General features: G+C 63.8%; 26 protein-coding genes and 1 pseudogene. 19 read left to right on the top strand and 8 right to left on the bottom strand.

Annotation, left to right across the window (positions count from 1 at the left end; translation table 11 throughout):
- Positions 1 to 127 precede the first annotated feature (127 nt).
- Positions 128 to 919, top strand: a complete 792-nt coding sequence (locus tag V1289_RS21705; RefSeq protein WP_334398762.1) for a Bax inhibitor-1/YccA family protein — start codon at positions 128 to 130, stop codon at positions 917 to 919.
- A gap of 86 nt (positions 920 to 1,005) precedes the next feature.
- Positions 1,006 to 1,546: pseudogene (locus V1289_RS21700) on the top strand (GNAT family N-acetyltransferase).
- Positions 1,547 to 1,670: 124 nt separating this feature from the next.
- Here V1289_RS21700 and V1289_RS21695 read toward each other — a convergent pair.
- From V1289_RS21695 to acnA, 3 genes are all read right to left on the bottom strand, one after another.
- Complete coding sequence (locus V1289_RS21695; RefSeq protein WP_074271927.1) at positions 1,671 to 2,042, bottom strand: DUF2794 domain-containing protein; 372 nt, start codon at positions 2,040 to 2,042, stop codon at positions 1,671 to 1,673.
- A 528-nt stretch (positions 2,043 to 2,570) separates the two neighbouring features.
- The gene (locus V1289_RS21690) at positions 2,571 to 3,332 is read right to left on the bottom strand and encodes a DUF1223 domain-containing protein (protein ID WP_334398761.1); all 762 of its coding nucleotides are present in this window, start codon (positions 3,330 to 3,332) and stop codon (positions 2,571 to 2,573) included.
- 157 nt (positions 3,333 to 3,489) lie between these two features.
- Entirely contained in the window at positions 3,490 to 6,210 is a 2,721-nt protein-coding gene (acnA, locus tag V1289_RS21685; RefSeq protein ID WP_334398760.1) for an aconitate hydratase AcnA, read from the bottom strand.
- 222 nt (positions 6,211 to 6,432) lie between these two features.
- Here acnA and ccmA point away from each other — a divergent pair, with 222 nt between their 5' ends.
- The 6 genes from ccmA (at position 6,433) to V1289_RS21655 (ending at position 9,991) form a co-directional block, all read left to right on the top strand.
- A complete protein-coding gene (gene ccmA, locus V1289_RS21680; protein ID WP_334398759.1) occupies positions 6,433 to 7,035 on the top strand; it encodes a heme ABC exporter ATP-binding protein CcmA in 603 nt (200 codons plus the stop codon).
- Positions 7,032 to 7,700, top strand: a complete 669-nt coding sequence (ccmB, locus tag V1289_RS21675; protein WP_334398758.1) for a heme exporter protein CcmB — start codon at positions 7,032 to 7,034, stop codon at positions 7,698 to 7,700. Before ccmA ends, ccmB begins: the two co-directional genes overlap by 4 nt.
- Positions 7,701 to 7,861: 161 nt before the next feature.
- Positions 7,862 to 8,593, top strand: coding sequence for a heme ABC transporter permease (locus V1289_RS21670; RefSeq protein ID WP_074271932.1), 732 nt, complete (start codon positions 7,862 to 7,864; stop codon positions 8,591 to 8,593).
- A 4-nt stretch (positions 8,594 to 8,597) separates the two neighbouring features.
- Positions 8,598 to 8,774, top strand: coding sequence for a heme exporter protein CcmD (gene ccmD, locus V1289_RS21665; RefSeq protein WP_334398757.1), 177 nt, complete (start codon positions 8,598 to 8,600; stop codon positions 8,772 to 8,774).
- Complete coding sequence (locus V1289_RS21660; RefSeq protein WP_334398756.1) at positions 8,774 to 9,373, top strand: DsbE family thiol:disulfide interchange protein; 600 nt, start codon at positions 8,774 to 8,776, stop codon at positions 9,371 to 9,373. Before ccmD ends, V1289_RS21660 begins: the two co-directional genes overlap by 1 nt.
- 255 nt (positions 9,374 to 9,628) lie before the next feature.
- On the top strand, positions 9,629 to 9,991 hold the full coding sequence (locus V1289_RS21655; RefSeq protein ID WP_334398755.1) for a ComEA family DNA-binding protein: 363 nt from the start codon (positions 9,629 to 9,631) through the stop codon (positions 9,989 to 9,991).
- Positions 9,992 to 10,152: 161 nt separating this feature from the next.
- Here V1289_RS21655 and V1289_RS21650 read toward each other — a convergent pair whose 3' ends face one another.
- On the bottom strand, positions 10,153 to 10,755 hold the full coding sequence (locus V1289_RS21650) for a septation protein A (RefSeq protein WP_074271936.1): 603 nt from the start codon (positions 10,753 to 10,755) through the stop codon (positions 10,153 to 10,155).
- Between the two features lie 133 nt (positions 10,756 to 10,888).
- Positions 10,889 to 11,833, bottom strand: a complete 945-nt coding sequence (gene ftsY, locus V1289_RS21645) for a signal recognition particle-docking protein FtsY (RefSeq protein WP_334398754.1) — start codon at positions 11,831 to 11,833, stop codon at positions 10,889 to 10,891.
- Positions 11,834 to 11,861: 28 nt separating this feature from the next.
- Between ftsY and V1289_RS21640 the strand changes: the two genes are divergently transcribed.
- The gene (locus tag V1289_RS21640) at positions 11,862 to 12,584 is read left to right on the top strand and encodes an RluA family pseudouridine synthase (protein ID WP_334398753.1); all 723 of its coding nucleotides are present in this window, start codon (positions 11,862 to 11,864) and stop codon (positions 12,582 to 12,584) included.
- Between the two features lie 161 nt (positions 12,585 to 12,745).
- Here V1289_RS21640 and mtaB read toward each other — a convergent pair whose 3' ends face one another.
- Complete coding sequence (gene mtaB / locus V1289_RS21635) at positions 12,746 to 14,029, bottom strand: tRNA (N(6)-L-threonylcarbamoyladenosine(37)-C(2))-methylthiotransferase MtaB (protein ID WP_334398752.1); 1,284 nt, start codon at positions 14,027 to 14,029, stop codon at positions 12,746 to 12,748.
- 3 nt (positions 14,030 to 14,032) lie between these two features.
- The gene (gene dapF / locus V1289_RS21630) at positions 14,033 to 14,905 is read right to left on the bottom strand and encodes a diaminopimelate epimerase (RefSeq protein WP_334398751.1); all 873 of its coding nucleotides are present in this window, start codon (positions 14,903 to 14,905) and stop codon (positions 14,033 to 14,035) included.
- A 192-nt stretch (positions 14,906 to 15,097) separates the two neighbouring features.
- On the opposite strand from dapF, the gene V1289_RS21625 reads away from it, so the two are divergent.
- Positions 15,098 to 15,796, top strand: a complete 699-nt coding sequence (locus V1289_RS21625; RefSeq protein WP_334398750.1) for a GyrI-like domain-containing protein — start codon at positions 15,098 to 15,100, stop codon at positions 15,794 to 15,796.
- A 5-nt stretch (positions 15,797 to 15,801) separates the two neighbouring features.
- Positions 15,802 to 16,503 (top strand): SIMPL domain-containing protein, encoded by a 702-nt coding sequence (locus V1289_RS21620; RefSeq protein ID WP_334398749.1) that lies wholly within the window; start codon positions 15,802 to 15,804, stop codon positions 16,501 to 16,503.
- A gap of 92 nt (positions 16,504 to 16,595) precedes the next feature.
- Here the strand turns inward: V1289_RS21620 and V1289_RS21615 are convergent, their stop codons facing one another.
- Entirely contained in the window at positions 16,596 to 17,660 is a 1,065-nt protein-coding gene (locus V1289_RS21615; RefSeq protein WP_334398748.1) for an MBL fold metallo-hydrolase, read from the bottom strand.
- 447 nt (positions 17,661 to 18,107) lie between these two features.
- Between V1289_RS21615 and ffh the strand changes: the two genes are divergently transcribed.
- The 8 genes from ffh (at position 18,108) to leuC (ending at position 24,919) form a co-directional block, all read left to right on the top strand.
- Positions 18,108 to 19,658, top strand: a complete 1,551-nt coding sequence (gene ffh, locus V1289_RS21610) for a signal recognition particle protein (RefSeq protein ID WP_334398747.1) — start codon at positions 18,108 to 18,110, stop codon at positions 19,656 to 19,658.
- A gap of 143 nt (positions 19,659 to 19,801) precedes the next feature.
- Positions 19,802 to 20,134 (top strand): 30S ribosomal protein S16, encoded by a 333-nt coding sequence (rpsP, locus tag V1289_RS21605; protein ID WP_074271944.1) that lies wholly within the window; start codon positions 19,802 to 19,804, stop codon positions 20,132 to 20,134.
- A 19-nt stretch (positions 20,135 to 20,153) separates the two neighbouring features.
- On the top strand, positions 20,154 to 20,699 hold the full coding sequence (rimM, locus tag V1289_RS21600) for a ribosome maturation factor RimM (protein WP_334398746.1): 546 nt from the start codon (positions 20,154 to 20,156) through the stop codon (positions 20,697 to 20,699).
- Positions 20,700 to 20,832: 133 nt separating this feature from the next.
- On the top strand, positions 20,833 to 21,915 hold the full coding sequence (locus V1289_RS21595; protein ID WP_334398745.1) for a zinc-binding dehydrogenase: 1,083 nt from the start codon (positions 20,833 to 20,835) through the stop codon (positions 21,913 to 21,915).
- 9 nt (positions 21,916 to 21,924) lie between these two features.
- The gene (gene trmD, locus V1289_RS21590; protein ID WP_334398744.1) at positions 21,925 to 22,671 is read left to right on the top strand and encodes a tRNA (guanosine(37)-N1)-methyltransferase TrmD; all 747 of its coding nucleotides are present in this window, start codon (positions 21,925 to 21,927) and stop codon (positions 22,669 to 22,671) included.
- 112 nt (positions 22,672 to 22,783) lie between these two features.
- Positions 22,784 to 23,164 carry a 50S ribosomal protein L19 gene (gene rplS, locus V1289_RS21585; protein WP_074277826.1) on the top strand — a complete coding sequence of 127 codons (381 nt, stop codon included), beginning with the start codon at positions 22,784 to 22,786 and terminating at the stop codon, positions 23,162 to 23,164.
- A 134-nt stretch (positions 23,165 to 23,298) separates the two neighbouring features.
- Positions 23,299 to 23,433, top strand: a complete 135-nt coding sequence (locus V1289_RS21580; protein WP_334398743.1) for a hypothetical protein — start codon at positions 23,299 to 23,301, stop codon at positions 23,431 to 23,433.
- 79 nt (positions 23,434 to 23,512) lie between these two features.
- On the top strand, positions 23,513 to 24,919 hold the full coding sequence (gene leuC, locus V1289_RS21575) for a 3-isopropylmalate dehydratase large subunit (RefSeq protein ID WP_334398742.1): 1,407 nt from the start codon (positions 23,513 to 23,515) through the stop codon (positions 24,917 to 24,919).
- The last annotated feature ends 192 nt before the right edge of the window (positions 24,920 to 25,111 follow it).

Genomic DNA, 25,111 nt, shown 5'->3' with positions numbered 1-25,111 from the left:
CGGATGGGAAGAGAGCCGGTTTGATGACGCAAAATTAATGTCAGCAAAATCGCGCTATCTGAGATAGATTTCTAACCGGCGTCGCAAACCCCTTGCGCTCCGCCGGGCAACCAACGGGAATTCGACCATGTCGGACCTAGACCGTAACTACGCTTCTCCTTTCGGCCGGGCCGCCGGGCGCGTTGACGCTGCGGCCGTCGACGCCGGTCTGCGCGCCTACATGCTGCGCATCTACAATTACATGAGCATCGGGCTGGCCATCACCGGTCTCGCGGCGCTCGGCGTCTATATGGCGGCGGTGACCGGCGATCCGGCGGCCGGCGCGGCCAAATTCGGCAACGCCTTCCTGACGCCGTTCGGCTATGCGATGTATGTGAGCCCCCTGAAGTGGCTTTTCATCTTCGCGCCCTTGCTGATGGTGTTCGTGATCTCGGCCGGCATCAACCGGCTGCAGCCCGCTGCCGCCCAGATGCTGTTCTGGGTGTTCTCGGCGCTGATGGGCGTTTCACTGTCGTCGATTTTCCTGGTGTATACGCACACCTCGATCGTGCGGGTGTTCTTCATCACCGCGGCGACCTTCGGCGCTCTGAGCCTCTACGGCTACACTACCAAGCGTGACATGAGCGGCATGGGGTCGTTCCTGTTCATGGGCCTGATCGGCATCATCATCGCGAGCCTGGTCAATTTGTTCCTGGCGAGCACGATGCTGCAGTTCATCGTCTCGGTGGTCGGCGTGCTGGTATTCGCGGGCCTCACCGCTTGGGATACCCAGCGGCTGAAGAACGACTACATCTACGGCTATGCCTCGCAGGGCGGCGTAGTGGCGGAGCGTGCGGCCATCCTTGGCGCACTCTCACTCTACCTCAACTTCATCAACCTGTTCACGCTGCTGCTGCAACTGCTCGGCCAGCGCGACTAGCCCAAACGCCTCAGGCGCACGAATTGAAGCCCCGGCCTTACCGCCGGGGCTTTTCTTTTGGCTGAAGCAAAAATAATCTGGCGTCCATGTCACCCGCCGAAATCAGGCCCGCTACCGAGGCCGACCTCCCCTCTGTCACCGAAATCTACGAGCACGCCGTGCTCTACGGCACCGCGACGTTCGAGCTGATGCCGCCGGACCTTGCCGAGATGACCCGGCGGTTCAAGGCGCTGCTGGACGGCGGTTTTCCGTATTTCGTGGGCGTCCTGGAAGGCCGCGTGGTCGGATATGCCTATGCCGGCCCATACCGTCCGCGGCCGGCCTACCGCTTCACGGTGGAGAATTCGGTCTATCTGAGGCCTGCGATCCACCGCCGCGGCATCGGCCTGCAATTGATGCTGCGGCTGATCGCCGAATGCGAAGCGCGCGGCTACCGGCAGATGATCGCGGTGATCGGCGATTCCGCCAACGCCGGATCGATCGGCGTCCACACCCAAAACCGGCTTCCAGATGATCGGGACTCATCCCAGTGTCGGCCTCAAATTCGGCCGCTGGCTCGACACCGTGATGATGCAGCGCACGCTCGGCGACGGCGCAACGACGGTGCCGGGGGATAATGCAGAATAGCGCTAGTTGTCAGGTGTCATTCCGGGGCGCGAAGCGAACCCGGAATCTCGCGCCGCAGATTGCGCCTAGCTAACCTCTGGATTCCGGATCCAGCGCTACACGCTGGTCCGGAATGACAGCATGGCTAAACCACCGCCAGCTTGCGATCGATCACCAGCAGCACGCGCTCGAGTTCCTGGCCGCGGCGCAGGATCAAGCCGGTCGCGGAGATCACGCTGTACATGCCCTGCTTGCGCGCGAGCCGCGGATCTTTTTCGATGCGGTAGATCGGGACTTCGGAAGCGCGGCGGAACACCGAGAACACCGCGCGATCCCTCAAGAAGTCGATGGCATAGTCGCGCCATTCGCCATCGGCAACCATGCGGCCATAGAGATTGAGGATACGATTGAGTTCCAGACGATTGAACGTAACGCGGCTTTGCTGGGGGCCTGCAGCGGCGGTGCGCGCCGCCGCGCGATTCTCGCTTGGATCAGTGTCCTCCGATAGCGAACTCATGGAGCGCCTCCTGTCATCCAGGCATCATATGATCCCGAAAACCGGTGCCCACTTTTCGGGATCATGCCGAGACGTACATGATCGCGCCAACCGCCGGACGCTGCAAGGGGCCCTTGAGAAATACCGCCGCAGGCCCGGCCGATTGCCCGGCCTCCGGAGTCCGGGGGTCACGGGATCGTTAGCGGAATCATATTGCTGCCCCACTTCCGCCCATCGACCGCCCCGCTGCCTTGCGAAAAGAAAATCCTGCGTTGGCCCGGTCCTTTCGGTTCCGGATTCCTCAGCCCCCAGCCCCCCGGGGCCGTCGGGATCGGGCCTGTTCGCAGGGGAGCTAATCCCCGTACTGGGCCAACGAAAGTTGGTCCTTTTTCTTTTTTGGGGGGTACTTCATCACTGCCGTCATTCCGGGGCGCGCGAAGCGCGAGCTCTGATGTGCAATTGCACATCAGAGAATCGATAACCACGATAATGAGCATGGATTCCGGGCCTGCGCCAAGAGGCGCATCCCGGAATGACGGGAGAGCAGAATCAGTGCAGCGTCGTGAACGCCGCGCCCAGCATCGGGCCGGGTTTGTCGCGATTGCCGTCCTGGACATAGACAACCGCGGCATCGACGCCATCGCGGGAGATATTTTCCAGCGGCACGGTCCAGCTTCCGGAACTGCCGTTCCAGTCACCCACCTTGAGAAGATTGCGCACCACATTGTGGTAGGTAATTTCCTGGCCGCGGTTTTCGCCGCGCCCGATCGCGATCGGAATGGCCTTCGAGACCGAGCAGATCCAGACTTCGCCGTGCGCGGCGTTCGGCGCCTTGCTGGCCGCGACCGAAACATTGATCTGCTTGCCGGACAGCGTCATCGTGACGGGTACCGACATCACGCCATCGGCCTTGCTCGTATCCTTGATCGCACCTTCGATGCCGGCGCGATCGCTGCCGATCAGATGCGCCGATCCATTGACGACAACTTGCGGCGTGTAGACATCGCGATCGCCACGCACATGCGAATAGGCCTTTTGCCGCGCGCTGAAGCGGGAGTCGGCGAGCGTATCCTTCCAGCCAAGATAGTCCCAATAATCGATCGGCATGCTCAGCGCGATGACATTGGGATCCTTGGCGAGCTCACCGATGATCTTGTCGGCCGGTGGACAGGACGAGCAGCCTTGCGAGGTGAACAATTCGACGACCGCACGCGGATCGGCATGGGCCGGACGGATAATTGCGATAATCGCGCATACGCTGAGCGCACCGGACCACCGCGAGATACAGTTATAGGCCATCATCGCTGTCATACTGCGAACCGGTCGTGACGATTTCTATCCGTATTTGTACGGGGCATGATCTGATCCCAAAAGCGCGCCCCAAACGCCCGAAAGCGGCCTTTGTGATAGGCCGCCTTCTTTTTACCTGCCACTCACTAAGCAGTGAGCCACCGATCACAAATCCGCGTTATGCCGCCAGTTTGCGCAGCACATAATGCAGAATGCCGCCATTCCGATAATATTCGAGTTCGTCGAGCGTATCGATGCGGCACAGCAGCGGCACGCGCTGCAGCGAACCGTCACCGGACTCGATCTCTGCCGTCAGCGTTTGACGCGGCTTGAGATCGCCCTGCAAGCCCCGGATCGTCACCTTCTCGTCGCCCTTGAGGCCCAGCGACGTCCATGACGTGCCGTCCTCGAAGGTGAGCGGCAGCACGCCCATGCCGACCAGATTGGAGCGGTGGATGCGCTCATAGCTCTGGCAGATCACGGCGCGGACGCCGAGCAGCCGCGTTCCCTTGGCGGCCCAGTCGCGCGACGAGCCGTTGCCGTATTCGGCGCCGGCGAAAACCACCAGCGGCACTTGCTCCGCCTGGTACTTCATCGCGGCGTCGTAGATCGACATCTGTTCGCCGTCGGGCCAGTGCTTTGTCAGGCCGCCTTCCGGAATGTTGCCGTCGGCGCCCTTCAGCATGAAGTTCTTGATACGGATGTTGGCAAACGTGCCGCGCATCATGATCTCATGATTGCCACGCCGGGTGCCGTACTGGTTGAAGTCAGCCGGACGCACCTGATGCTCTGAGAGGAATTTTCCGGCCGGCGAGGTCAGCTTGATGGAGCCTGCCGGCGAGATGTGGTCGGTGGTGATCTTGTCGCCGAACATCGCCAGAATCCGCGCACCGACGACGTCGACGATCGGGTCCGGCTCTTTCTTCATGCCTTCGAAATAAGGCGGGTTCTGCACATAGGTCGAGCTCATGTTCCAGCGATAGGTTTCGCTCTCCACGGTCTTGATCTTGCGCCAGTTGGTGTCGCCCTTGAACACGTCGGCGTAGCGCTTCTTGAAGATCGTGGCGGTGACGAACTTCTTCATCACGGCGTTGATCTCTTTGGTCGTCGGCCAGATGTCCTTCAGGTACACCGGCTTGCCGTCCTTGCCCTCGCCGATCGGCTCGACCGCGAGATCCTTGGTCACCGTTCCCGCCAGTGCGTAGGCCACGACCAGCGGCGGTGAGGCCAGATAGTTGGCCTGCACGTCCGGGCTGACGCGGCCTTCGAAGTTGCGGTTACCCGACAGCACGGCGGCGGCGACGATGCCGTTGTCGTTGATCGACTTCGAAATATCCTCCGGCAGCGGGCCGGAATTGCCGATGCAGGTGGTGCAGCCGAAGCCGACCAGGTTGAAGCCGACCTTGTCGAGATCGGCCTGCAGGCCGGAATTGGCGAGATATTCCGCTACCACCTGGCTGCCCGGGGCCAGCGACGTCTTCACCCACGGCTTTGCCTTCAGGCCCTTGGCCGCGGCGTTGCGCGCCAGCAGGCCCGCGCCGATCAGCACGCTCGGATTGGAAGTGTTGGTGCAGGAGGTGATTGCCGCGATCACGACGTCGCCATGGCCGAGATCGAAATTGTGGTTCTCGACCGCATAGCGCTTGGCGGCATCGTCCGCCTTCTTGTATTCGCTGGTCATCGCGGTGGCGAAGCCTGCGGCGACCGCCGGCAGCGCGACGCGGCCCTCGGGACGCTTCGGGCCGGCCATCGACGGCACGACGTCGGCGAGATCGAGCGTCAGCGTCGCCGTGAACACGGGATCGGCCGACCTGGCGGTGCGGAACAGACCCTGCGCCTTGGCGTAGGCGGTGACCAGCTTGACGCGGTCAGCCTTGCGGCCCGAGGTCTTCAGATAGTCGATGGTCGCGGCATCGACCGGGAAGAAGCCGCAGGTCGCGCCATATTCCGGCGCCATGTTGCCGATGGTCGCCTTGTCCGCGACCGAGAGAAAATCGAGGCCTGGGCCGAAGAATTCGACGAATTTTCCGACCACGCCCTGCTTGCGCAGCATCTGCGTCACGGTCAGCACGAGGTCGGTGGCGGTGACGCCTTCCTTGAGTTGGCCCTTGAGCTTGAAGCCGATCACTTCCGGCAGCAGCATCGACAGCGGCTGCCCGAGCATGCAGGCTTCCGCCTCGATGCCGCCGACACCCCAGCCGAGCACGGCGAGGCCGTTGACCATGGTGGTGTGCGAGTCGGTACCAACCAGCGAATCCGGATAGGCGACTTCAAAGGTGCCGGTCTTCTTGCCGACCGTCATCTTCTCCTTCTTGGTCCACACCGTCTGCGCGAGATATTCGAGATTGACCTGGTGGCAGATGCCGGTGCCGGGCGGCACCACGGAAAAATTCGAAAACGCCTTCTGACCCCATTTCAGGAATTCGTAGCGTTCCTGGTTCTGCTTGTATTCCTCGACCACGTTCTTGCCGAACGCCCTGTTGTCACCGAAGAAGTTCACGATCACCGAGTGATCGATGACCAGATCGACCGGCACCAGCGGATTGATCTTTTCCGCATCGCCGCCGAGCTTCTGCATCGCATTGCGCATCGCGGCGAGATCGACCACCGCCGGCACGCCGGTGAAATCCTGCATCAGCACGCGCGCGGGACGGAACGCCACTTCATGCTCGAGCGCGCGCTTCTTTAGCCATTTCGACACCGCGACGATGTCGGCCTTCTTGACGGTGCGATCGTCCTCGTTGCGCAGCAGATTTTCCAACAGCACCTTCATCGAATAGGGCAGTTTGGAAATTCCCTTCAGACCGTTCTTCTCGGCGGCGGGCAGGCTGTAATAGACATAGGACTTGCCTCCGACCTTGAGGGTCTTGCGGCATTTGAAGCTGTCGAGCGAGGTCATGTGAGGAAATCCCAATTATCAGTTATACCCGGCAAGGGTATTTAAACACCGTCCGCGAGGCCGGCCTTTGGCTTGCAGTCGCCGATTGTGTGCTGCATCAAGTTCGGGGCTTATAGAATCTTTCCAGAAGCGCCGCCACACTGACAATCGTGCTGCAGCAATGCGGCACCCACAAATTCCGATGCGGTACCCTTAGTTTCCAAAGGGCTGTAAAGGGGCAAAATGCAGCTCTTGGGACGCAGTATCTGTTGTGTGCGAGGCGGCCGTGCGGTGTTTTCCGGCCTCGATTTTGAGGCCGCCTCGGGCCGGGCGCTGGCCGTCACCGGCCCCAATGGATCCGGCAAAACCTCGCTGCTGCGGCTGATCGCGGGCCTGCTGGTGCCATCGGCCGGATCGATTGATCTGAAAGGCGGCGGGACCGAGCTGACGCTGCCCGAGCAGTCGCATTATCTCGGCCACCGCGACGCCCTGAAGCCCGCGCTGAGCGTGCGGGAGAACCTGTCGTTCTGGCGGGATTTCCTCGGCGGCGATGCCGGGGATGGGGAACAAACCCTCGCTCAAATCGGCCTCGGCCACGCCGCGGATTTGCCGGCGGCCTATCTGTCCGCCGGCCAGCGGCGGCGGCTCTCGATCGGCCGGCTGCTCGCGGTACGGCGCCCGGTCTGGCTGCTCGACGAGCCGACCTCGACGCTCGATGCGGCCGGGCAGGATTTGTTCGCGGGCCTGATGCGCGACCATCTTGGAAGCGGCGGAATCATCATCGCAGCCACCCACGCCCCGCTCGGGATCGAGACCAGGGAACTTCGGATGGGAGGCGCGACATGACCGCCCTCGCCGCGCTGATTCGGCGGGACATCAGAATCGCGCTGCGCGTCGGCGGCGGGGCGCTGATCGGCGTGCTGTTCTTCCTCACCGTCACCGTGCTGATGCCGTTCGCGGTCGGCCCCGATCTGGCGCTGCTGACACGGCTGGGGCCGGCCATTCTTTGGCTCGGCGCGCTGCTGGCCAGCCTGCTGACGCTCGACCGGCTGTTCACGGCCGACCATGAGGACGGCTCGCTCGACCTGATCGTGATGAGCCGGATGCCGCTGGAACTGGCCTGTGCGGCCAAAGCGCTGGCGCACTGGCTCGCGGCGGGGCTGCCATTGATTATCGCCACGCCGGTGCTGGGGCTGCTGCTCAATCTCGACACCGCATCGACTTCGGCGGTGGCGCTGACGCTGCTGGCGGGCACGCCGGCGCTGACTTTTACCGGCATGATCGGTGCAGCCCTTGCCGTGACCTTACATCGCGGCGGCTTGCTGCTCGCGGTGCTGGTGCTGCCGCTGTCGATCCCCGTCCTGATCTTCGGCGTCGCGGCCTCGCAGGCCGCGATCACCGGCCCGCTGTCGTTCGGAACGCCGTTTTCGATTCTGTGCGCGCTTTCCCTCGTCAGTTTCGTGATCGGACCGTTCGCCGCCGCCGCCAGCCTGCGGCACGGGCTGGACTAGGCATGATCCCGACCCGCAGGGCCGCGTCGTCAGCGCACTTCCGGTTTCCGGACAAGATCATGCCAAACTTGCCAATTTGACGCCGATCAACTCTCGCGGAGGCCAAATGAAACAAAGCATGCCACATTGCCTGCCCCGCCGCTGACGACTATCAGGGTGCCATGACGCTGATCGACCTCGCCAACCCCACGAAATTCCTGTCGCTGACGGCGCGGGTGCTGCCGTGGCTTGCAGGTGCAACTGCAATCCTGCTGCTGATCGGTTGCTATCAATCGGCTATGGCGCCCGACGACTATCAGCAGGGCGCCACCGTCAAGATCATGTTCATCCACGTGCCGAATGCGTGGCTGTCGATGTTCGTGTGGGGCGTGATGAGCCTGGCCGCCCTGGGCACGCTGGTGTGGCGGCATCCGCTGGCGGATGTCGCGGCCAAAGCGGCAGCCCCGATCGGCGCCGCGTTCACGTTCCTGGCGCTGGTCACGGGTTCGCTGTGGGGCCGGCCGATGTGGGGTACCTATTGGGAGTGGGATGCGCGGCTGACGTCGGTGTTGATCCTGTTTTTGATGTATCTCGGCCTGATCGCGCTGTGGCGCGCGGTGGACGATCCGTCGCGCGCGGCGCGGGCCGCGGCGATCCTGACCCTGGTCGGCGCCATCAATCTGCCGATCATCAAATTCTCGGTGGACTGGTGGAACACGCTGCATCAGCCAGCCTCGGTGATGCGGCTGGGCGGGCCCTCGCTCGACCGCGCCTTCCTGATCCCGCTGCTCGTCATGGCCGTCGCCTTTTCGCTGCTGTTCGTCACGCTGCATCTGGCGGCGATGCGCAACGAGATCCTGCGCCGCCGCGTGCGCGCCTTGCAGATGATGCAAGCCAGTCAGCAGGCGGCGTGACGCGATGTCGCTCGGTCCCTACGCCCCCTTCATCGTGACCTCGTATGCACTGGTAACGGGGGTGGTGTTGATTTTGATTGTCTGGATCGCCATCGACTATCGCCGCCAGAAGGAGCGCCTGCGCGACCTCGAGGCCAGCGGCGTGGTCAGGCGTTCCGGCCGCAGCGCGGCGGATATCTGATGAGCGAGCCCGCATCCACCAACGACGCATCACCGCGGGGCCGGCGCTGGCTGGTGAGCCTGCCGCTGCTCGGCTTCATCGCGTTGGCCGGACTGTTCCTGCTGCGGCTGCACGGCGGCGACCCCTCGAGAATTCCCTCCGCCCTGATCGGCCGCCCGGCGCCGCAAACCGTGCTGCCGGCGCTCGAAGGCCTCGTCGTCAACGGCGCGCAGGTGCCGGGCCTCGACCCAGCCGCGTTCAAGGGCAAAGTCAGCATCGTCAATGTCTGGGCGTCCTGGTGCGTGCCGTGCCACGACGAGGCGCCGCTGTTTGTCCAACTGGCCAAGGACAAGAGGCTGCAAATGGTCGGCATCAATTACAAGGACGGCTCCGACAACGCCCGCCGCTTTCTTGGCCGCTACGGCAATCCGTTCGGCATCGTCGGCGTCGACGGCAACGGCCGCGCCTCGATCGAATGGGGCGTCTACGGCGTGCCCGAGACTTTCGTGGTCGGCCGCGAAGGTACCATTCTCTACAAGATGGTCGGGCCGGTGACGCCAGAGAATATCGACGGCGTGCTCAAGGTCGAGATCGAGAAGGCGCTGAAGGCGGGGACGTGAGCACAGCCTCATCCTGAGGAGCCGCCAACGGGTCCGCGCGAAGCGCGGCCCGATGATAAACTCCGCGGCGTCTCGAAGGATGAGGCATCGGGGCCTCATGGTTCGAGACGCGCGCAAGAGCGCGCTCCTCACCATGAGGGACAAATAATAATCTTCAGCTTTTATCTGCCGTTCATTTCGCGGCCATGGCGCCGCCACGAATCCGAAGCTAGCTTGATCGCGTTACTTAAAACCGTCCTTGGAGGGACACACCCAATGCGTCATTTCACGCTCGCTTCACTTCTCGCTACTGCGCTCACTTTAGGTCTGATGACGGCGACGCCGTCGATGGCCCAGACCGCGCAGCCCGCGGCCAAATCCGACAGCAAAATGGCGCCCGCGCCGAAGCCGGCCACCGAGTCGAAGATGGCGCCGGCCCCGAAAGCGGACCTGCTCGACATCAACTCCGCGAGCGCCGACCAACTCGACGCCCTGCCGGGCATCGGCAAGGCCTATTCGGCGGCGATCATCAAGGGCCGTCCCTATAAGGGCAAGGACGATCTGGTGCAGAAGAGCATCGTTCCGCAGGCGACCTACGACAAGATCAAGGACAAGATCATCGCCAAGCAGAAGAGCTGATCTTCGTGCCCCGGACGCGGCGCGCCGCGACATAAGCGCGTTTACGCGCGTCTTCGACACGCTATGGGTGCGCTGCAGAGCCGGGGCCCACGCTTGGGCTGCGACATGGGTCCCGGCTCTGCGGAGCGTCACTTCGTGCCGCACCGCGTCCGGGACACCAACTACCCCTTCGACACATCGCCCGCTTCCGCCTCGCTCGCCTCGAGCGTGGCCGGCTCCAGATGGTAGCGCTTCGTCAGCGGCATCTGGGCGATCGCAAAGATCATCGTCAGCGGAATCACGCCGAACGCCTTGAAGCCGACCCAGAAATCGGTCGTCTGGGTGCGCCAGACGATTTCGTTCAGGACCGCCATCGCGAGGAAGAACAGCGCCCAGCGCATCGTGAGGATGCGCCAGCCATGCGGCGTCAGGTTGAACATCTGGTCAAACATGATGGCGATGAAGGAGCGGCCGAACAATAGCCCGCCGCCCAGCACGGCCGCGAACAGGCCATAGATGATGGTCGGCTTGACCTTGATGAAGGTCTCGTCGTGCAGCACCAGCGTCAGCGTGCCGAACACGATGACGATGATGCCGGTGACGATTGTCATGACAGGCACGTGCCGTGTCACAACATAGGACGCGATCATCGCCGCCACGATCGCCACCATGAACGCGCCGGTAGCGACGAACAGATGGAATTTGGCGTTTGCGACAAAGAATACGAGCAGCGGACCGAGCTCGGTCGCGAGTTTGAACAACGGATGCGGCTGGGTCTTGTCCATCACTTAATCCATCAAACCTTACTTGCCGCCATCCTTCGAGACGGCGCTTCGCGCCTCCTCAGGATGAGGACTTCCCGTATCTCTCCCCTCATCCTGAGGAGCGCGCACTCGCGCGCGTCTCGAAGGATGAAGCCTATTCAATTCCCGCAATCGCCTGCGCGAAATCGCGTGCGGTGAACGGCGCGAGATCGTCGACGCCTTCACCGACGCCGATGAAGTGCACCGGCAATTTGAATTTCTCCGACAGCGCCACCAGAATGCCGCCCCGCGCAGTGCCGTCGAGCTTTGTCATGACGAGCCCCGTGACCCCCGCGGTACGATGAAACGCCTCGACCTGCGACAGCGCATTTTGTCCCACCGTGGCATCGAGCACCAGCAGAACGGCGTGCGGCGCCGAGGCATCGACCTTCTTGATGACACGAACGACCTTTTCCAGTTCGTTCATCAGTTCGGCCTTGTTCTGCAGCCGGCCGGCGGTGTCGATCAGGAGCACGTCGAGCTTTTGCTCTTTCGCGGCCGTAAGCGCATTGAAGGCCAGGCTCGCCGAATCCGAGCCCTGCGCGCCCGCGATGACCGGCGATTTGGTGCGCTCGCCCCAGATCTTCAACTGCTCGATGGCGGCCGCGCGAAACGTATCGCCGGCGGCCAGCATGACCTTGCGGCCCTCGGCAGAGAGTTTCGCGGCGAGCTTGCCGATGGTGGTGGTCTTGCCGGAACCGTTGACGCCGACCACGAGAATGACGAACGGCTTTTGCGCCGCATCGATCTCCAGCGGTTTTGCCACCGGCGCCAGCACTTTTTCGACTTCGGTCGCGACCACCGTCTTCACGTCGTCCGCCGAGATCGCCTTGTCGTAACGCCCCTTGCCGACCGCGTCCGCTATGCGGACGGCAACCTCGGTCCCGAGATCGGCGCGCAGCAGCACATCCTCGATATCGTCGAGCATGGCACGGTCGAGCTTGCGCTTGGTGACGAGATCGGCGACCGCGGTCCCGAGCGAACTCGAGGTTCGCTTCAGGCCGCCGGACAGCCGCCGCCACCAGCTCAGTTTGGGGGTTCCCGCAGTGGTATCGTTCATGGCGTGGCTGTGTTAGCGGTTTCGCGCCATGAGCGAAAGTCTCGAACGATTGATCGATGTTCCCGAATTGACCGCGGAGGAAATCCAGGCGCGGGTGCTCCACCGCGACGGATTGATGCTGGTGATCGACAAGCCGGCGGGGCTGCCGGTGCATCGCGGCCCCAAGGGCGGCGCCAATCTGGAGGCGTCGTTCGACGGCTTGCGATTCGGCCTGCCGCGGCCGCCGGTGCTGGCCCACCGGCTCGACAAGGACACATCCGGCTGCCTCGTTTTGGGGCGCCATCGCAAGGCGACCGCATCGCTTGGGCTGCTGTTCAAGCACGGCAAAATTTCAAAGACCTATTGGGCCGTCGTTGAAGGCGGGCCTGCCGAAGATCAAGGCACCATCGACATGCCGCTCGGCCGGCTGAATGTCGAACGCGGCTGGTGGCAGAAGCCGGACCCCGACGGTCAAAAGGCCGTCACAAACTGGAAGGTGCTGGGGCGCGGCGATGGTCTTGCGTGGCTCGCGCTCGAACCGGTCACCGGCCGCACCCATCAGCTGCGCGTCCATTCCACTGCGACCGGCTGGCCGATCGTTGGCGACAATATTTACGGCAACGGCCCGCGGTTCGGCGAGCCGCGGCTACATCTGCATTCCCGCGAGATCGGGATCCCGATTTCGAAAAACAAGGAACCGGTACACGTGATCGCGCCGGCGCCGCCGCATATGCACGAGCGGCTCAGGGCGTGCGGGTGGAACGGGGAATAGGCGCCGAACGAGCGCAACTCTCTTGCCGCAAACTCCACTCGTCATCATCCGCGAAAGCGGATGATCCAGCATTCCAGAGAAATTCGTAGTCGACCGAGAGGCCGCGGCGTACTGGGTCGCCCGGTCATAGGCGAGCGGAAGCGACGCCGTGCTTCGGACGGCTATGCCGGGCGATGACCGTCTGGGATCAGCCGCACACCATCATGTCCGGCGATCGTCAGCGCCCGCACTGCGCCCGGCGTTTCGCCGCTGATCGCCACCGGCAGGAAATGTTCCGTCCGCCCCTGCTTGCCGCTCTCGATCAAGACCTGACGCGTTGCACCGATCTCGGCAGCGAGCCGCTTCCGCAGCGCGGCCTCACCCGTCGCGCGCAACCGTTTCGCACGTTCCTTGATCGCGCCACCCGCGACCTGCGGCATGCGCGCGGCCGGCGTGCCCGGACGTTTCGAGTAGGGAAACACGTGCAGGAAGGTGAGGCCGCACTCCTCCACCAGATCCTGCGAACGCGCGAACATCTCTTCGGTTTCGGTCGGAAAACCCGCGATGATATCGGCGCCGAGCGCGATGTCCGGCCGCAGCCGCCGCACCTGGGCGCAGAATTCGATGGCGTGCTTCCGCGAATGCCGCCGCTTCATCCGCTTCAAAATCAAATCGTCGCCGGACTGCAGCGACAGATGCAGATGCGGCATCAGCCGCTCATCGTCGGCCATGACATCAATCAGGTGGCGGTCGACCTCGATGGAATCGATCGATGAAATCCGCAGGCGCTTCAACTCGGGCACGTGCCGCAAAATCTGCTTTGTCAGCTGACCGAGTTTCGGCGTGCCCGGCAGATCCGCGCCGTAGCTGGTGAGGTCGACCCCGGTCAGGACGATCTCGGCATGGCCGCGTTCGACCAGCGCGCGGACCTGGTCGACCACCGCGCCCATCGGCACCGAGCGCGAATTGCCGCGGCCATAGGGGATGATGCAGAAGGTGCAGCGGTGGTCGCAGCCGTTTTGCACCTGCACGAACACCCGCGGCAGGCCGTTCTGAAAGCCTTCCAGCAGATGCGGCGCCATCTCCGTGACCGCCATGATGTCGGCGACCGCGATCTTCTCGCTGGCAGCGATGCCAAAACCGGCGTCGAACGCCGCGCGGGCGTTGCGCCACGCCTCGCCCCGCATCTTGTCGTCATTGCCGACGACGCGATCGACCTCCGCCATATCGGCGAACATTTCGGCCTGCGTCTGCGCCGCGCAGCCGGTGACGACAATTCGCAGCCCAGGCCGCTCGCGCTTCAGCCGCCGGATTGATTGCCGCGCCTGGGCTACGGCCTCATTGGTCACCGCGCAGCTATTGATGACGATGGTGTCGGAAAGCCCCGCCTTCTCTGCCTCGAGCCGAATCACTTCGGATTCGAAGGCATTGAGGCGGCAGCCGAAAGTGAGGACGTCGACGCTCATGATTTAGGCGACGGACGCAAACAGCGCCGGATCAAATCGCCCTTCATATTCGAAATCAGCGGTGCCCGTCATCAGCACATGGTCGTCGCGCTCGCGCCATTCGATCGAGAGCTTTCCGCCCGGCAGCGTAATCTCGACCAGACGATTGGCGCGCTTCAGCCGCGCCGCCGCAACCGCGGTGGCGCACGCCGCCGAGCCGCAGGCCCTGGTCAGCCCGGCGCCACGCTCCCAGGTGCGGATCGTGATGCGATCGCGATCGACGATATGGGCGAGCGTGATATTGGCGCGCTCCGGAAAAATCGGATGATTTTCCAACAACGGTCCGAAGCGGTCGAGATCATAGGCGTTGACGTCATCGACCCAGAAGATCGCGTGCGGATTGCCCATGCTGACCACGGACGGTGAATGCAGCACCGGCGCATCGATCGGACCGACCTGCAATTCGATGTAGCGGGTGTCGCGAAACTCTTCGGCCAGCGGAATATCCTGCCAGCCGAATTTTGGCGCCCCCATGTCGACGGTATACAGATCGGGCGCCGGGCCCTGCCAGCAGTTCAACAGCCCGGCCCGGGTCTCGAAGGTGACCGCCGTCTGGCCGGTCTGCTCGAACAGGCGGCGCACCACGCAGCGCATGCCGTTGCCGCAGGCGCCGGCCTCCGAACCGTCACTGTTGTAGATGCGGATGAAGGCCTCCGTGCCCTGTAGCCGCGGCGGCTGCAGCACCATCAACTGGTCGTAGGGCACGCCCGCCGGCGAGGCGACCGCACGCGCCTCCTCCGCCGTCACGGCGGCCGGCCTGTCGCGCAAATCGACCACGACGATTTCGTTGCCAATGCCGTTCATCTTGGCAAATGCGTGGTTGGCGAGCGCGCTCATCGAATTTCCCAATTTATGCCTGTCTTATATGGCGAATGATGGCGGATTGGCCAGTCCGCCGGGGCCGCAAGGCCCCATGACGCATCTGTCATGGGACGAAAGCGGAACTTGCGTGTTAGGAATGGCAGCGTCTTTGCGGGCGTGAGCCGGGACCTACCGCGACCGCTTGGAATGGGGATGGAGAATATCGAAATGAACCGTATCGGCACCTTCCGAGCCGCCCTGGTCGCGCTGATCCCGATCGTGGCAATCGCGTTTGGCAGCGCGGCGCTGGCGCAAACGCCCGCGCCGGCGGCCTCGCCCACCGCAACGCCTGCGCCGGCCCCGTCCGCGACGCCGGTTCCGCCGCCCGCCGAAACCAAATCGCCGGCCGATACCCCCGCGGCCGCCCAGACGCCGGCGCCGCCGCCGATCGCACCGGTCCAGACCGCCGACCCCTTTGGCGAGCAATTCACGCTGGAGCCCAAAAAGGTGGTGGTCATGAAGGGCACGGCCAACTGGGATGCAGCCTTCGACACCCTGATCGAGTCGTTCAAGGCACTGACCGCACTGCTCGACAAGCAGGGCATCAAGGCGTCAGGCAATTCGATGATCGTCTACACCTCGACCGACGATACCGGCTTCACCTTCCTGGCCGAAATTCCGGTCGAGCAGGATCCGAAGAACCTGACCAAGGACATGAGCATCGGCAAATCGCCCGACGGCAAGGCGCTCAAGTTCGTCCATCGCGGCTCCTACGACAATATGGACAACACCTATGAGGCGATCACCAATCACCTCGACGACAAGAAGCTGGAAGCCAAGGACACGTTCATCGAGGAATACATCACCGATCCTCTGAAGACGGCGGAGGACAAGCTGGTGATCAACGTCTACGTGCCGTTGAAGTGAGACCCATGAAGCATTCCTTCGCTGTCGTCCTCGCTGCGGCGACGCTGCTGGCCCCATCCGTGCTGGCGCAGACGACGCTGCCGACTGCGATTACGGTGAGCGGTGAAGCCACCGTGTCGGTGGCGCCGGATCAGGCGCAGATCGAGGGCGGCGTGACATCTGACGCCAAGACCGCGCGCGAGGCGTCCGATGCCAACAACGCAGCGATGGGCAAGGTGCTGCTGGCGCTGAAGGGCGCGGGCATCGACGAAAAGGACTACCAGACTTCTCGGCTCTCGCTGCAACCGCAATACGCGCCGAACCGCAGCGGCCCTTCGCCCGTTGTCGGTTACCACGCCAGCAACCGCGTCACGGTCCGGATCCGCGACGTCACCAAGGTCGCCAACACCATCGACCTGCTGGTCGGCGCCGGCGCCAACGACATCGGCGGCATTAATTTCATGGTCTCGCAGGCCTCGAAACTGCTCGATGACGCCCGCGAAAAGGCGATCGCCGATGCCCGCCGCAAGGCCGAGATCTACGCCAAGGCCGCCGGCGTGACGCTTGGCGAGCCGCTCAGCATTTCCGAGGAAGGTTCAGGCGCGCCGATGTTCCGCAGCGGCAAGATGGTTGCCGGCGGCATGGCCGCCGCAGCGCCGGTCGCCCAAGGCGAAGAGACGCTGTCGGTGACGGTGAGCGTGTCCTGGGCGATCAGGGCCAAGGAATAGTACTCACGTCATTGCGAGGAGCGAAGCGACGAAGCAATCCATTCTTTCTTTTTGTGGCGAGATGGATTGCTTCGCTTCGCTCGCAATGACGTTCAAATCTCCACCACCTGCCCCGGCTTCAGCACCGAAAACCGCTCCCGCGAAACCTTCGCTTCGTCAAGCGCCTCGCCCAACCCGATCACCGGCGCGTCGATCGCCTCATCGGTCAGTTGAAACGTGCCGTGATGATGCGCCAGCGCCTGCTGCGCGCCGCAATCGGCCAGCGCTTTCACCGCGTCTGACGGATTCATGTGCTGGTCGCGCATGAACCAGCGCGGCTCATAGGCGCCGATCGGCAAGATCGCGAGCCGTAGCGGACCGTGCGCCTCGGCGACACGGCGGAAATGCTTGCCCTCGCCGTAACCGGAATCGCAGACGATGTAGAGTTTGCCTACGGGAGTCTCCAGCACAAAGCTCGCCCACAGCGCCTTGTTGCGGTCGAACAGGCCGCGCGCCGACCAGTGCCGCGTCGGCACTAGCGTCACCGCGACGCCGCCTCCGAGCTCGACACGATCCCGCCAGTCGAACGCCTCGGCCTTGATCGCGGCATCGGCATCGCGCATCGTCACATCATTGCCAAGCGGCGTGATCACGCGCGGCGAAAACTTTTCCGCAAGCCTCGACAGCGTCGCAAGGTCGAGATGATCGTAATGGCCGTGCGAGACCAGCACGATATCGATCGGCGGCAGCGCGTCGAAGGCAATGCCGGGATCGTTGTGCCGTTTCGGCCCGGCCCATGCGAAGGGCGAGGCGCGCATCGACCACACCGGATCGACCAAAATATTCAGCCCCGATGTCTGGATCAGCCAGCTCGCGTGTCCGACGAATGATAGCCGCACCTTGTCGCCCTCGACGCGTGGCGGCGGTGTATCGGCGTGAGGGCTCGGCACCCATGTCGGCCAGTTCGCACGCTGCCGGCCGCTTCCGAACTGCCAGCGCAGCACCTCGCCCAGTGATTTCGGCGGCGAGCCGTCGGGATCAAAAAAATGCAGGCCGTCGAAATGATCGGAAACGGGGCCGTCATAGGTTTTCATGCGGGAAATCCAGATCGATGGCACGCCGACCGCCGCGGCGGCGCCGGCGAGCAGTCCGAGAACTTTGCGGCGGGTGATTGGCACGAGGTGAGATCGCTAAGCGGCCGACAGGGCGGAAGGCATGAGGCGTTATATGGAGTCGGCAGGGCTAACATGGAACCTGCGACAGAATTTGTGCCGTCGCCAAACACAGTAGATTCTTCGATTGGGAAAAGATCAGCATTTCCAGCTGCTTGATCAATTGAAAAGACTGGAACCGGGCAAGTTTCCTTGACTTTCCGCCGCCATGGGGGTTTAACCCCGGCACTTCTCGGAAAGACGTTCTTTTCGACCCGCCGCCCGGCCCTTGAGACCGGAGGCCAACGCCCGACAGCGCGATGCGCCCTCGGGCGCAAAAGTGTTTGGACGACCCTCATCCTGAGGAGCCGCGAAGCGGCGTCTCGAAGGATGAGGCCACGGTGGTCGCCGCCACCCTTCGAGACGCAGGCTCCGCCTGCTCCTCAGGGTGAAGGCAGCAACAGGACAACGGCATTGTTCGACAGTCTGTCGGAAAAGCTTGGTGGGATCCTCGATCGGCTGACGGGGCGCGGTTCGCTGTCGGAAGCCGATGTCGACGCGGCGATGCGCGAAGTCCGCCGCGCGCTGCTCGAGGCTGACGTCTCTCTCGACGTGGTCCGCAGCTTCACTGACCGCGTCCGCGAGCAGGCGGTCGGCGCCACCGTCGTCAAGTCGGTCACGCCCGGCCAGATGGTGGTCAAGATCGTCCATGACGAACTGGTCGCCACCCTCGGCTCCGACGGCCAGACCATCGACCTCAATGCGGTGCCGCCGGTCGCGATCATGATGGTCGGCCTCCAGGGTTCCGGTAAAACCACCACCACCGCCAAACTCGCCCGCCGCCTGACCCAGCGCGACAAGCGCAAGGTGCTGATGGCTTCGCTCGACGTCTATCGTCCCGCGGCGATGGAGCAGCTTGCGGTATTGGGGCGCGATCTCGACATCCCGACGCTGCCGATCGTGGCGGGCCAGAAGCCGGCGCAGATCGCGCGCCGCGCGCTCGAAGCCGGAAAACTCGGCGGCTACGACGTGGTGCTGCTCGACACCGCCGGCCGCACCACGCTCGACGAAGAGATGATGGCGGAAGCGGCCGAAATCAAAACCATGGCCAATCCGCACGAAGTGCTGCTGGTCGCGGATTCCCTGACCGGCCAGGACGCGGTCAATCTCGCGCGCGCCTTCGACCAGCGCGTCGGCCTCACCGGCATCGTGTTGACCAGGGTGGACGGCGACGGCCGCGGCGGTGCTGCGCTGTCAATGCGCGCGGTCACCGGCAAGCCGATCAAGCTGATCGGCACCGGCGAAAAGACCGACGCACTGGAGGATTTCCACCCCAGCCGGATCGCCGGCCGCATCCTCGGCATGGGCGACGTGGTGTCGCTGGTCGAAAAAGCCGCCGCCAACATCGACGCCGAAAAGGCTGCGCGCACCGCTGAGCGGATGCGCAAGGGCCAGTTCGACCTCAACGACATGCGCGAGCAATTGCTGCAGATGGCGAATATGGGCGGCATCAGCGGGCTGATGGGCATGATGCCCGGCATCGCCAAGATGAAGAATCAAATCGCGGCGGCCGGCATCGACGACAAGATCATCAAGCGTCAGGTCGCCGTGATCGATTCGATGACGCGGCAGGAGCGCAAGCATCCCGACATCCTCAAGGCCAGCCGCAAAAAGCGCATCGCCGCAGGCGCTGGCCTGGAGGTCCAGGAGGTCAACAAGCTCCTGAAGATGCACCGGAACATGGCCGACATGATGAAGGCCATGGGCTCCGGCAAGCGCGGCCCGATGGCCGGCATCGCGCAGGCGATGGGCTTTGGCGGCGGCATGAAGCCGCCCTCGGCGGAAGAGCTGAAGGCGATGGCGGAAAAGATGCAGGGCGGCGCAGGTCCGGCCGGCATGCCCGGTCTGCCGAAGGATCTTCCCGCGGGTCTGCGCCAGGGATTGCCGAATTTGCCGGGGCTCACGGGCTTGAGCGGCAAGCCGACGCTTCCGGGCCTCGGCGGTTTCCCGGGCAAGAAGAAATGACCTTTTTCGTCATGCGAGGAGCAAAGCGACGAAGCAATCCAGCTTTCTGCCTCGCGGCCACATGGATTGCTTCGCTTCGCTCGCAATGACGCGAATTCAGACCAATCCACTCACTTAAGTTTCGTATTCAACAGGAGAACCAAATGTCAGTCGTTATCCGCCTCGCTCGCGCAGGCACCAAGAAGCGTCCCGTTTATCACGTCGTCGTCGCCGACTCGCGCTTTCCCCGCGACGGCCGTTTCATCGAGCGTCTCGGCCATTTCAATCCGCTGCTGCCGAAGGACAATGAGGCGCGGCTGAAGCTCGACATGGACAAGGTCAAGGCCTGGCTCGCCAAAGGCGCGCAGCCGTCGGATCGCGTCACCCGCTTCCTCGACGCCGCCGGTGTCGTCAAGCGCGCCGCACGCAACAACCCGGAAAAGGCCGTGCCGCGCAAGGAACGCAAGGCCGCTGCCGAAGCCGCCGCCAAGGCGTGAGCGTTAACGGCGCGTGACGGTGACAACACCGATTTGCGTCGCCCGTATCGGCGCCGCGCATGGCGTGCGCGGCGCGGTAAGATTGTGGGCTTTTACCGAAGACCCGCTGGCCGTGACACGTTACGGCCCGCTGACGACAAAGGACGGCGCGCGCCAGTTCGAGGTGACGCACGCACGCGAGGCAAAAGATCATCTGGTGGCGACGCTGAAAGGCATCGCCACCCGCGAAGACGCCGAGCGGCTCAATGGAATCGAACTCTACATCGCGCGCGAGAAGCTGCCGGCCACCGATGACGACGAGTATTATCACGCCGACCTGATCGGGCTTGCCGCGGTCAATGCCGCGAACGAGCCGATCGGGCGCGTGATCGCGATCCATAATTTCGGCGCCGGCGACATCATCGAGATCGCGCCGCCGCAGGGGTCGACCATGCTGCTGCCGTTCACCAACGCGGTCGTGCCCACGGTCGACCTTGCGAACGGGCGCGTGGTGATCGAATTGCCCGCCGAAATCGACGGCGACGAACCCTCCCCGAGTCGTCCCCGCGAAGGCGGGGACCCATAACCACCGATGGCGGGTATCGGATTGGATGGCGCGCCAGCTTCACACTACATTGGCAGTCGTGGTTATGGGTCCCGGCTCCTGATGCGCAATTGCGCATATGGGCCGGGACGACGAAGAATTGGAATGATCGCCGATGCCAAACACCCACAAAGCCTGGCGCCTGCACGCGCATAATGATCTCAGGTTCGACGAGGTCGAGACGCCAAAGCCCGCGCCTGACGGCGTCATCGTCCGCATCGAAGCCGGCATGGTGCTGTCCTACACCGGCAAGGTGCTGGCGGGTTCGGTACCTTACAGCCTGCCGCCGATGCCGTTCGTGCCCGGCACCAACGCGATCGCGCGCGTGGTCGCGGCCGGCAACAGCGTCACCCATGTTCGCAGCGGCGACCGGGTTTTCCTGAGCCCGCATTTGCGCGGCGATGTGCCCGACCGCGAGCCGCCGCAGATCCTGATCGGTCTGACCGCAATGGCGACGGCGCCGGAAGCGCTCTCGCTGCAAGCGCGCTGGCGTGACGGCGTGTTCGCCGAAATCGCGCACTGGCCGGCGGCCTGCGCCACGCCGCTGACGGGTCTCGACGACAGGCCGGCGACCGAATTGATCGGGCTCGCCAAACTGATCGTGCCGTTCGGCGGCTTGCAGCGCTCAGGCCTGCGCGGCGGCCACACCATCATCATCAACGGCGCGACCGGCTATTTCGGCTCCGGCGCCGTCATGCTGGCGGTCGCGATGGGTTCCGCGCGCGTGGTCGCGGTGGGACGCAAGCAGGCGGCGCTCGAATTGCTGCGCGAGGCTTTTGGCCCGCGCGTGATTCCGGCCGTGGTTACCGGCGACGCCGCGAAGGATCTCGCGGTCATCCGCCACGCCGCCGGCGGCGGCGCCGACGTCGCGCTGGATTTGCTCGGCGCCGCCAAAAGTACCTCGACCACGTTGTCGAGTCTGCGCGCGCTCAAACGCGGCGGCCGCCTGTTGCTGATGGGCAGCGCCGAAGTGCCGCTCGAGCTTTCATTTCGCGAGATGCTGGCCAACGACTGGGAGGTGGTCGGCCAGTTCATGTACGATCGGACGGCGCCGGGTCAGCTTGCGGCGCTGGCCGCCGACGGCCTGCTCGATCTCGGCAAGATCGTGGTGACGACCTTCAAGCTCGCCGACTTCAGACAGGCGGTCGAGGCCGCCGCCCTGATGCAGAGCCTCGATCTCACCGCCATAGTGCCGTAACAACGCTCCATGGCCTCCCAGGCGACGATATGGCGCGCGACCGTGCTGACGCTATTCCCGGACATGTTTCCGGGGCCGCTTGGCGTCAGCCTGGCCGGCAAGGCGCTGGCGTCCGGCCTGTGGGCGCTGGAGGCGCGCGATATCAGGGATTCGGCGACCGACCGTCACCGCAGCGTCGATGACACCCCGGCCGGTGGCGGGCCGGGCATGGTGCTGCGCGCCGACGTGCTGGCGGCGGCAATCGACGCGGCCGATGCCGCGCGGGACCAGCCAAAAGTCCGCCCGCGGCTCCTGATGAGCCCGCGGGGTCGGCCATTGACCCAGTCGCGGGTGATGGAACTTGCCGCAGGGCCTGGTGCCCTGATCGTCTGCGGCCGGTTCGAGGGGATCGACGAGCGGGTCATTACCGCCCGCGGCCTCGAGGAGGTCTCGATCGGCGATTATGTGCTTTCGGGCGGCGAAATCGCCGCCATGGCGCTGATCGACGCCTGCGTGCGGCTGCTGCCGGGGGTGATGGGAAAGCAGGCCTCCGGGGCGGATGAGAGCTTTTCCGAGGGACTACTTGAATACCCGCAATATACCCGCCCACAGGAGTTCGAGGGCCGCCCGATCCCGGAAATCCTCACCTCCGGCGACCATGCCAAGGTGGCGGCCTGGCGCCAGGCCGAGGCGGAAGCCTTAACCAAGGCACGAAGGCCGGATTTGTGGACGATAAAGGCCAAGCAAAAACGCCCAAAAACCACGACAGACGGGTGACAAAGCTCAGGGATTGCCTTATACGAGCGCCAAATCCGCGCAATGGCAGGATCGATGGACGTTCGCGCAGCCCGCGCCGGACTGGCTGGGCGCGCCGCCGATGGAGATTTCAATGAACCTCATTCAACAGCTCGAAAAAGAGCAATTCGACAAATTGGCCGCAACCAAGGTGATTCCGGAGTTCGGCCCCGGCGACACCGTGATCGTCAACGTCAAGGTGGTCGAAGGCGAGCGCACCCGCGTGCAGGCGTATGAAGGCGTCTGCATCGGCCGTTCCGGCGGCGGGCTCAACGAGAGCTTTACCGTTCGCAAGATCTCCTACGGCGAAGGCGTGGAACGCGTGTTCCCGGTGATGTCGCCGATGATCGACTCGATCAAGGTGGTGCGCCGCGGCAAGGTGCGTCGCGCAAAACTGTATTACCTGCGCCAGCTGCGCGGCAAGTCGGCCCGCATCGTCGAGAAGCAGGACCGCGCCACCGCCGTCGGCGAGTAATTTCGTCCTTCAAGGATGTGACGAAAGGCGCGGGGTTTGGCCCCGCGCTTTTTTGTTGCGCCATGCCTATCTAGGCAAATGCCCTGCCGATCGATTGATTGTCGCAGGTGCAGGCCCTGTGTTAGAAATTCTAGATGGTTCCAGATCAGACCAGCCCTGCCAGCCGGCGCGTCGCACCCATCGTGATCGACGATCGCTCGCGGCTGCCTGGCCGCTTCTTCGGACGCTTTGCGACCTCGGCGACGTCAGCGCTTACGCGCGCAGCCTGATGGCTGCGCTGACCTCCGCTTTTGCTCGCGCATAGCTGCGCTAATCGCTCACACAGAATTCTCATTGGAGCTTACGCTCATGTCCAAACCAACCACGCTGTACGACAAGATCTGGAACGACCATCTGGTGCACGAAGCCGATGACGGCACCTGCCTGCTCTATATCGATCGCCATCTGGTGCACGAGGTAACCTCGCCGCAGGCGTTCGAAGGCCTGCGCGCGACCGGGCGCAAGGTGCACGCGCCGGAGAAGACGCTGGCCGTGGTCGACCACAACATCCCGACCACCGACCGTTCCAAGCCGAATCCCGACCCGGAAAGCATCGAACAGATGCGGGTGATGGCGGAGAACGCCAAGGAATTCGGCATCGAATATTACAACGAGCACGACAAGCGCCAGGGCATCGTACACGTGATCGGCCCCGAGCAGGGCTTTACGCTGCCGGGCACCACCATCGTCTGCGGCGACAGCCACACCTCGACGCATGGCGCGTTCGGCGCGCTGGCGCACGGCATCGGCACCTCGGAAGTCGAGCACGTGCTGGCAACCCAAACGCTGATTCAGAAAAAAGCCAAGAACATGCGCGCGGTGGTCGACGGCAAATTGCCCGACGGCGTCACCGGCAAGGACATCATCCTGGCCATCATCGGCGAGATCGGTACCGCGGGCGGCACCGGCTACGTGCTGGAATATGCCGGCGATGCGATCCGCGCGCTGTCGATGGAGGGCCGCATGACGGTCTGCAACATGTCGATCGAAGGCGGCGCCCGCGCCGGCCTGATTGCGCCGGACGAAAAGGCGTTCGAGTTCCTCAAAGGCCGGCCGAAATCGCCGAAGGGCGAGGCCTGGGACGCCGCGATGCGTTACTGGGAAACGCTGCGTTCCGACGAAGGCGCGCATTTCGATCACGAGATCAGGCTCGACGCGGCAAAGCTGCCGCCGATCGTGACCTGGGGCACCTCGCCCGAGGACGTGGTGTCGATCACCGGTTTCGTGCCGGATCCCGACAAGATCGCCGACGAAGCCAAGCGGCTGTCGAAACATCGCGCGCTACATTACATGGGCTTGAAGGCGGGTACCAAGATCACCGACATCAAGCTCGACCGCGTCTTCATCGGCTCCTGCACCAATGGCCGCATCGAGGATCTGCGCGCGGCGGCAAAAGTCGCCGAGGGCAAGACCGTCAACGGCCACGTCAATGCGATGATCGTGCCGGGCTCCGGCATCGTGAAGGAGCAGGCGGAAGCCGAAGGCCTCGACAAGATCTTCATCAAGGCCGGCTTCGAATGGCGCGAGCCGGGCTGCTCGATGTGTCTCGCCATGAACCCCGACAAGCTGGCGCCGGAAGAGCGCTGCGCCTCAACCTCGAACCGCAATTTCGAGGGCCGTCAGGGATTCAAGGGCCGCACCCATCTGGTGTCGCCGGCGATGGCGGCAGCCGCGGCGATTGCCGGGCATTTCGTCGACATCCGGGAATGGAAGTAGCGTTTTCGGGCGGAGCCAGTCCCGCACTTGATGCGGGACGGGTACCGGTTCGCATAGCAATCGAGTTTACGCCGATTGCGTAGACTTATCTGCGGTAGAAAACGCGTCAAACCTGGAGACTTTAACCCTGCTTGCCTCAACAGCGAGGCGTTCTGGAAACGCCTCGTTAAGGTGGTGGGGGCAGACTGGCCG

This window comes from Bradyrhizobium sp. AZCC 2289 (assembly GCF_036924615.1).
GTDB lineage: Bacteria > Pseudomonadota > Alphaproteobacteria > Rhizobiales > Xanthobacteraceae > Bradyrhizobium.
This window is presented reverse-complemented; position numbering and strand designations above follow the sequence as displayed.

Bases quoted from the DNA above. Each gene is read 5' to 3' on its own strand.
- V1289_RS21705 (WP_334398762.1), top strand. From the start codon at position 128: ATGTCGGACCTAGACCGTAACTACGCTTCTCCTTTCGGCCGGGCCGCC.
- V1289_RS21695 (WP_074271927.1), bottom strand. From the start codon at position 2,042: ATGAGTTCGCTATCGGAGGACACTGATCCAAGCGAGAATCGCGCGGCG.
- V1289_RS21690 (WP_334398761.1), bottom strand. From the start codon at position 3,332: ATGACAGCGATGATGGCCTATAACTGTATCTCGCGGTGGTCCGGTGCG.
- acnA (WP_334398760.1), bottom strand. From the start codon at position 6,210: ATGACCTCGCTCGACAGCTTCAAATGCCGCAAGACCCTCAAGGTCGGA.
- ccmA (WP_334398759.1), top strand. From the start codon at position 6,433: ATGCAGCTCTTGGGACGCAGTATCTGTTGTGTGCGAGGCGGCCGTGCG.
- ccmB (WP_334398758.1), top strand. From the start codon at position 7,032: ATGACCGCCCTCGCCGCGCTGATTCGGCGGGACATCAGAATCGCGCTG.
- V1289_RS21670 (WP_074271932.1), top strand. From the start codon at position 7,862: ATGACGCTGATCGACCTCGCCAACCCCACGAAATTCCTGTCGCTGACG.
- ccmD (WP_334398757.1), top strand. From the start codon at position 8,598: ATGTCGCTCGGTCCCTACGCCCCCTTCATCGTGACCTCGTATGCACTG.
- V1289_RS21660 (WP_334398756.1), top strand. From the start codon at position 8,774: ATGAGCGAGCCCGCATCCACCAACGACGCATCACCGCGGGGCCGGCGC.
- V1289_RS21655 (WP_334398755.1), top strand. From the start codon at position 9,629: ATGCGTCATTTCACGCTCGCTTCACTTCTCGCTACTGCGCTCACTTTA.
- V1289_RS21650 (WP_074271936.1), bottom strand. From the start codon at position 10,755: ATGGACAAGACCCAGCCGCATCCGTTGTTCAAACTCGCGACCGAGCTC.
- ftsY (WP_334398754.1), bottom strand. From the start codon at position 11,833: ATGAACGATACCACTGCGGGAACCCCCAAACTGAGCTGGTGGCGGCGG.
- V1289_RS21640 (WP_334398753.1), top strand. From the start codon at position 11,862: ATGAGCGAAAGTCTCGAACGATTGATCGATGTTCCCGAATTGACCGCG.
- mtaB (WP_334398752.1), bottom strand. From the start codon at position 14,029: ATGAGCGTCGACGTCCTCACTTTCGGCTGCCGCCTCAATGCCTTCGAA.
- dapF (WP_334398751.1), bottom strand. From the start codon at position 14,905: ATGAGCGCGCTCGCCAACCACGCATTTGCCAAGATGAACGGCATTGGC.
- V1289_RS21625 (WP_334398750.1), top strand. From the start codon at position 15,098: ATGAACCGTATCGGCACCTTCCGAGCCGCCCTGGTCGCGCTGATCCCG.
- V1289_RS21620 (WP_334398749.1), top strand. From the start codon at position 15,802: ATGAAGCATTCCTTCGCTGTCGTCCTCGCTGCGGCGACGCTGCTGGCC.
- rpsP (WP_074271944.1), top strand. From the start codon at position 19,802: ATGTCAGTCGTTATCCGCCTCGCTCGCGCAGGCACCAAGAAGCGTCCC.
- V1289_RS21595 (WP_334398745.1), top strand. From the start codon at position 20,833: ATGCCAAACACCCACAAAGCCTGGCGCCTGCACGCGCATAATGATCTC.
- trmD (WP_334398744.1), top strand. From the start codon at position 21,925: ATGGCCTCCCAGGCGACGATATGGCGCGCGACCGTGCTGACGCTATTC.
- rplS (WP_074277826.1), top strand. From the start codon at position 22,784: ATGAACCTCATTCAACAGCTCGAAAAAGAGCAATTCGACAAATTGGCC.
- V1289_RS21580 (WP_334398743.1), top strand. From the start codon at position 23,299: ATGGTTCCAGATCAGACCAGCCCTGCCAGCCGGCGCGTCGCACCCATC.
- leuC (WP_334398742.1), top strand. From the start codon at position 23,513: ATGTCCAAACCAACCACGCTGTACGACAAGATCTGGAACGACCATCTG.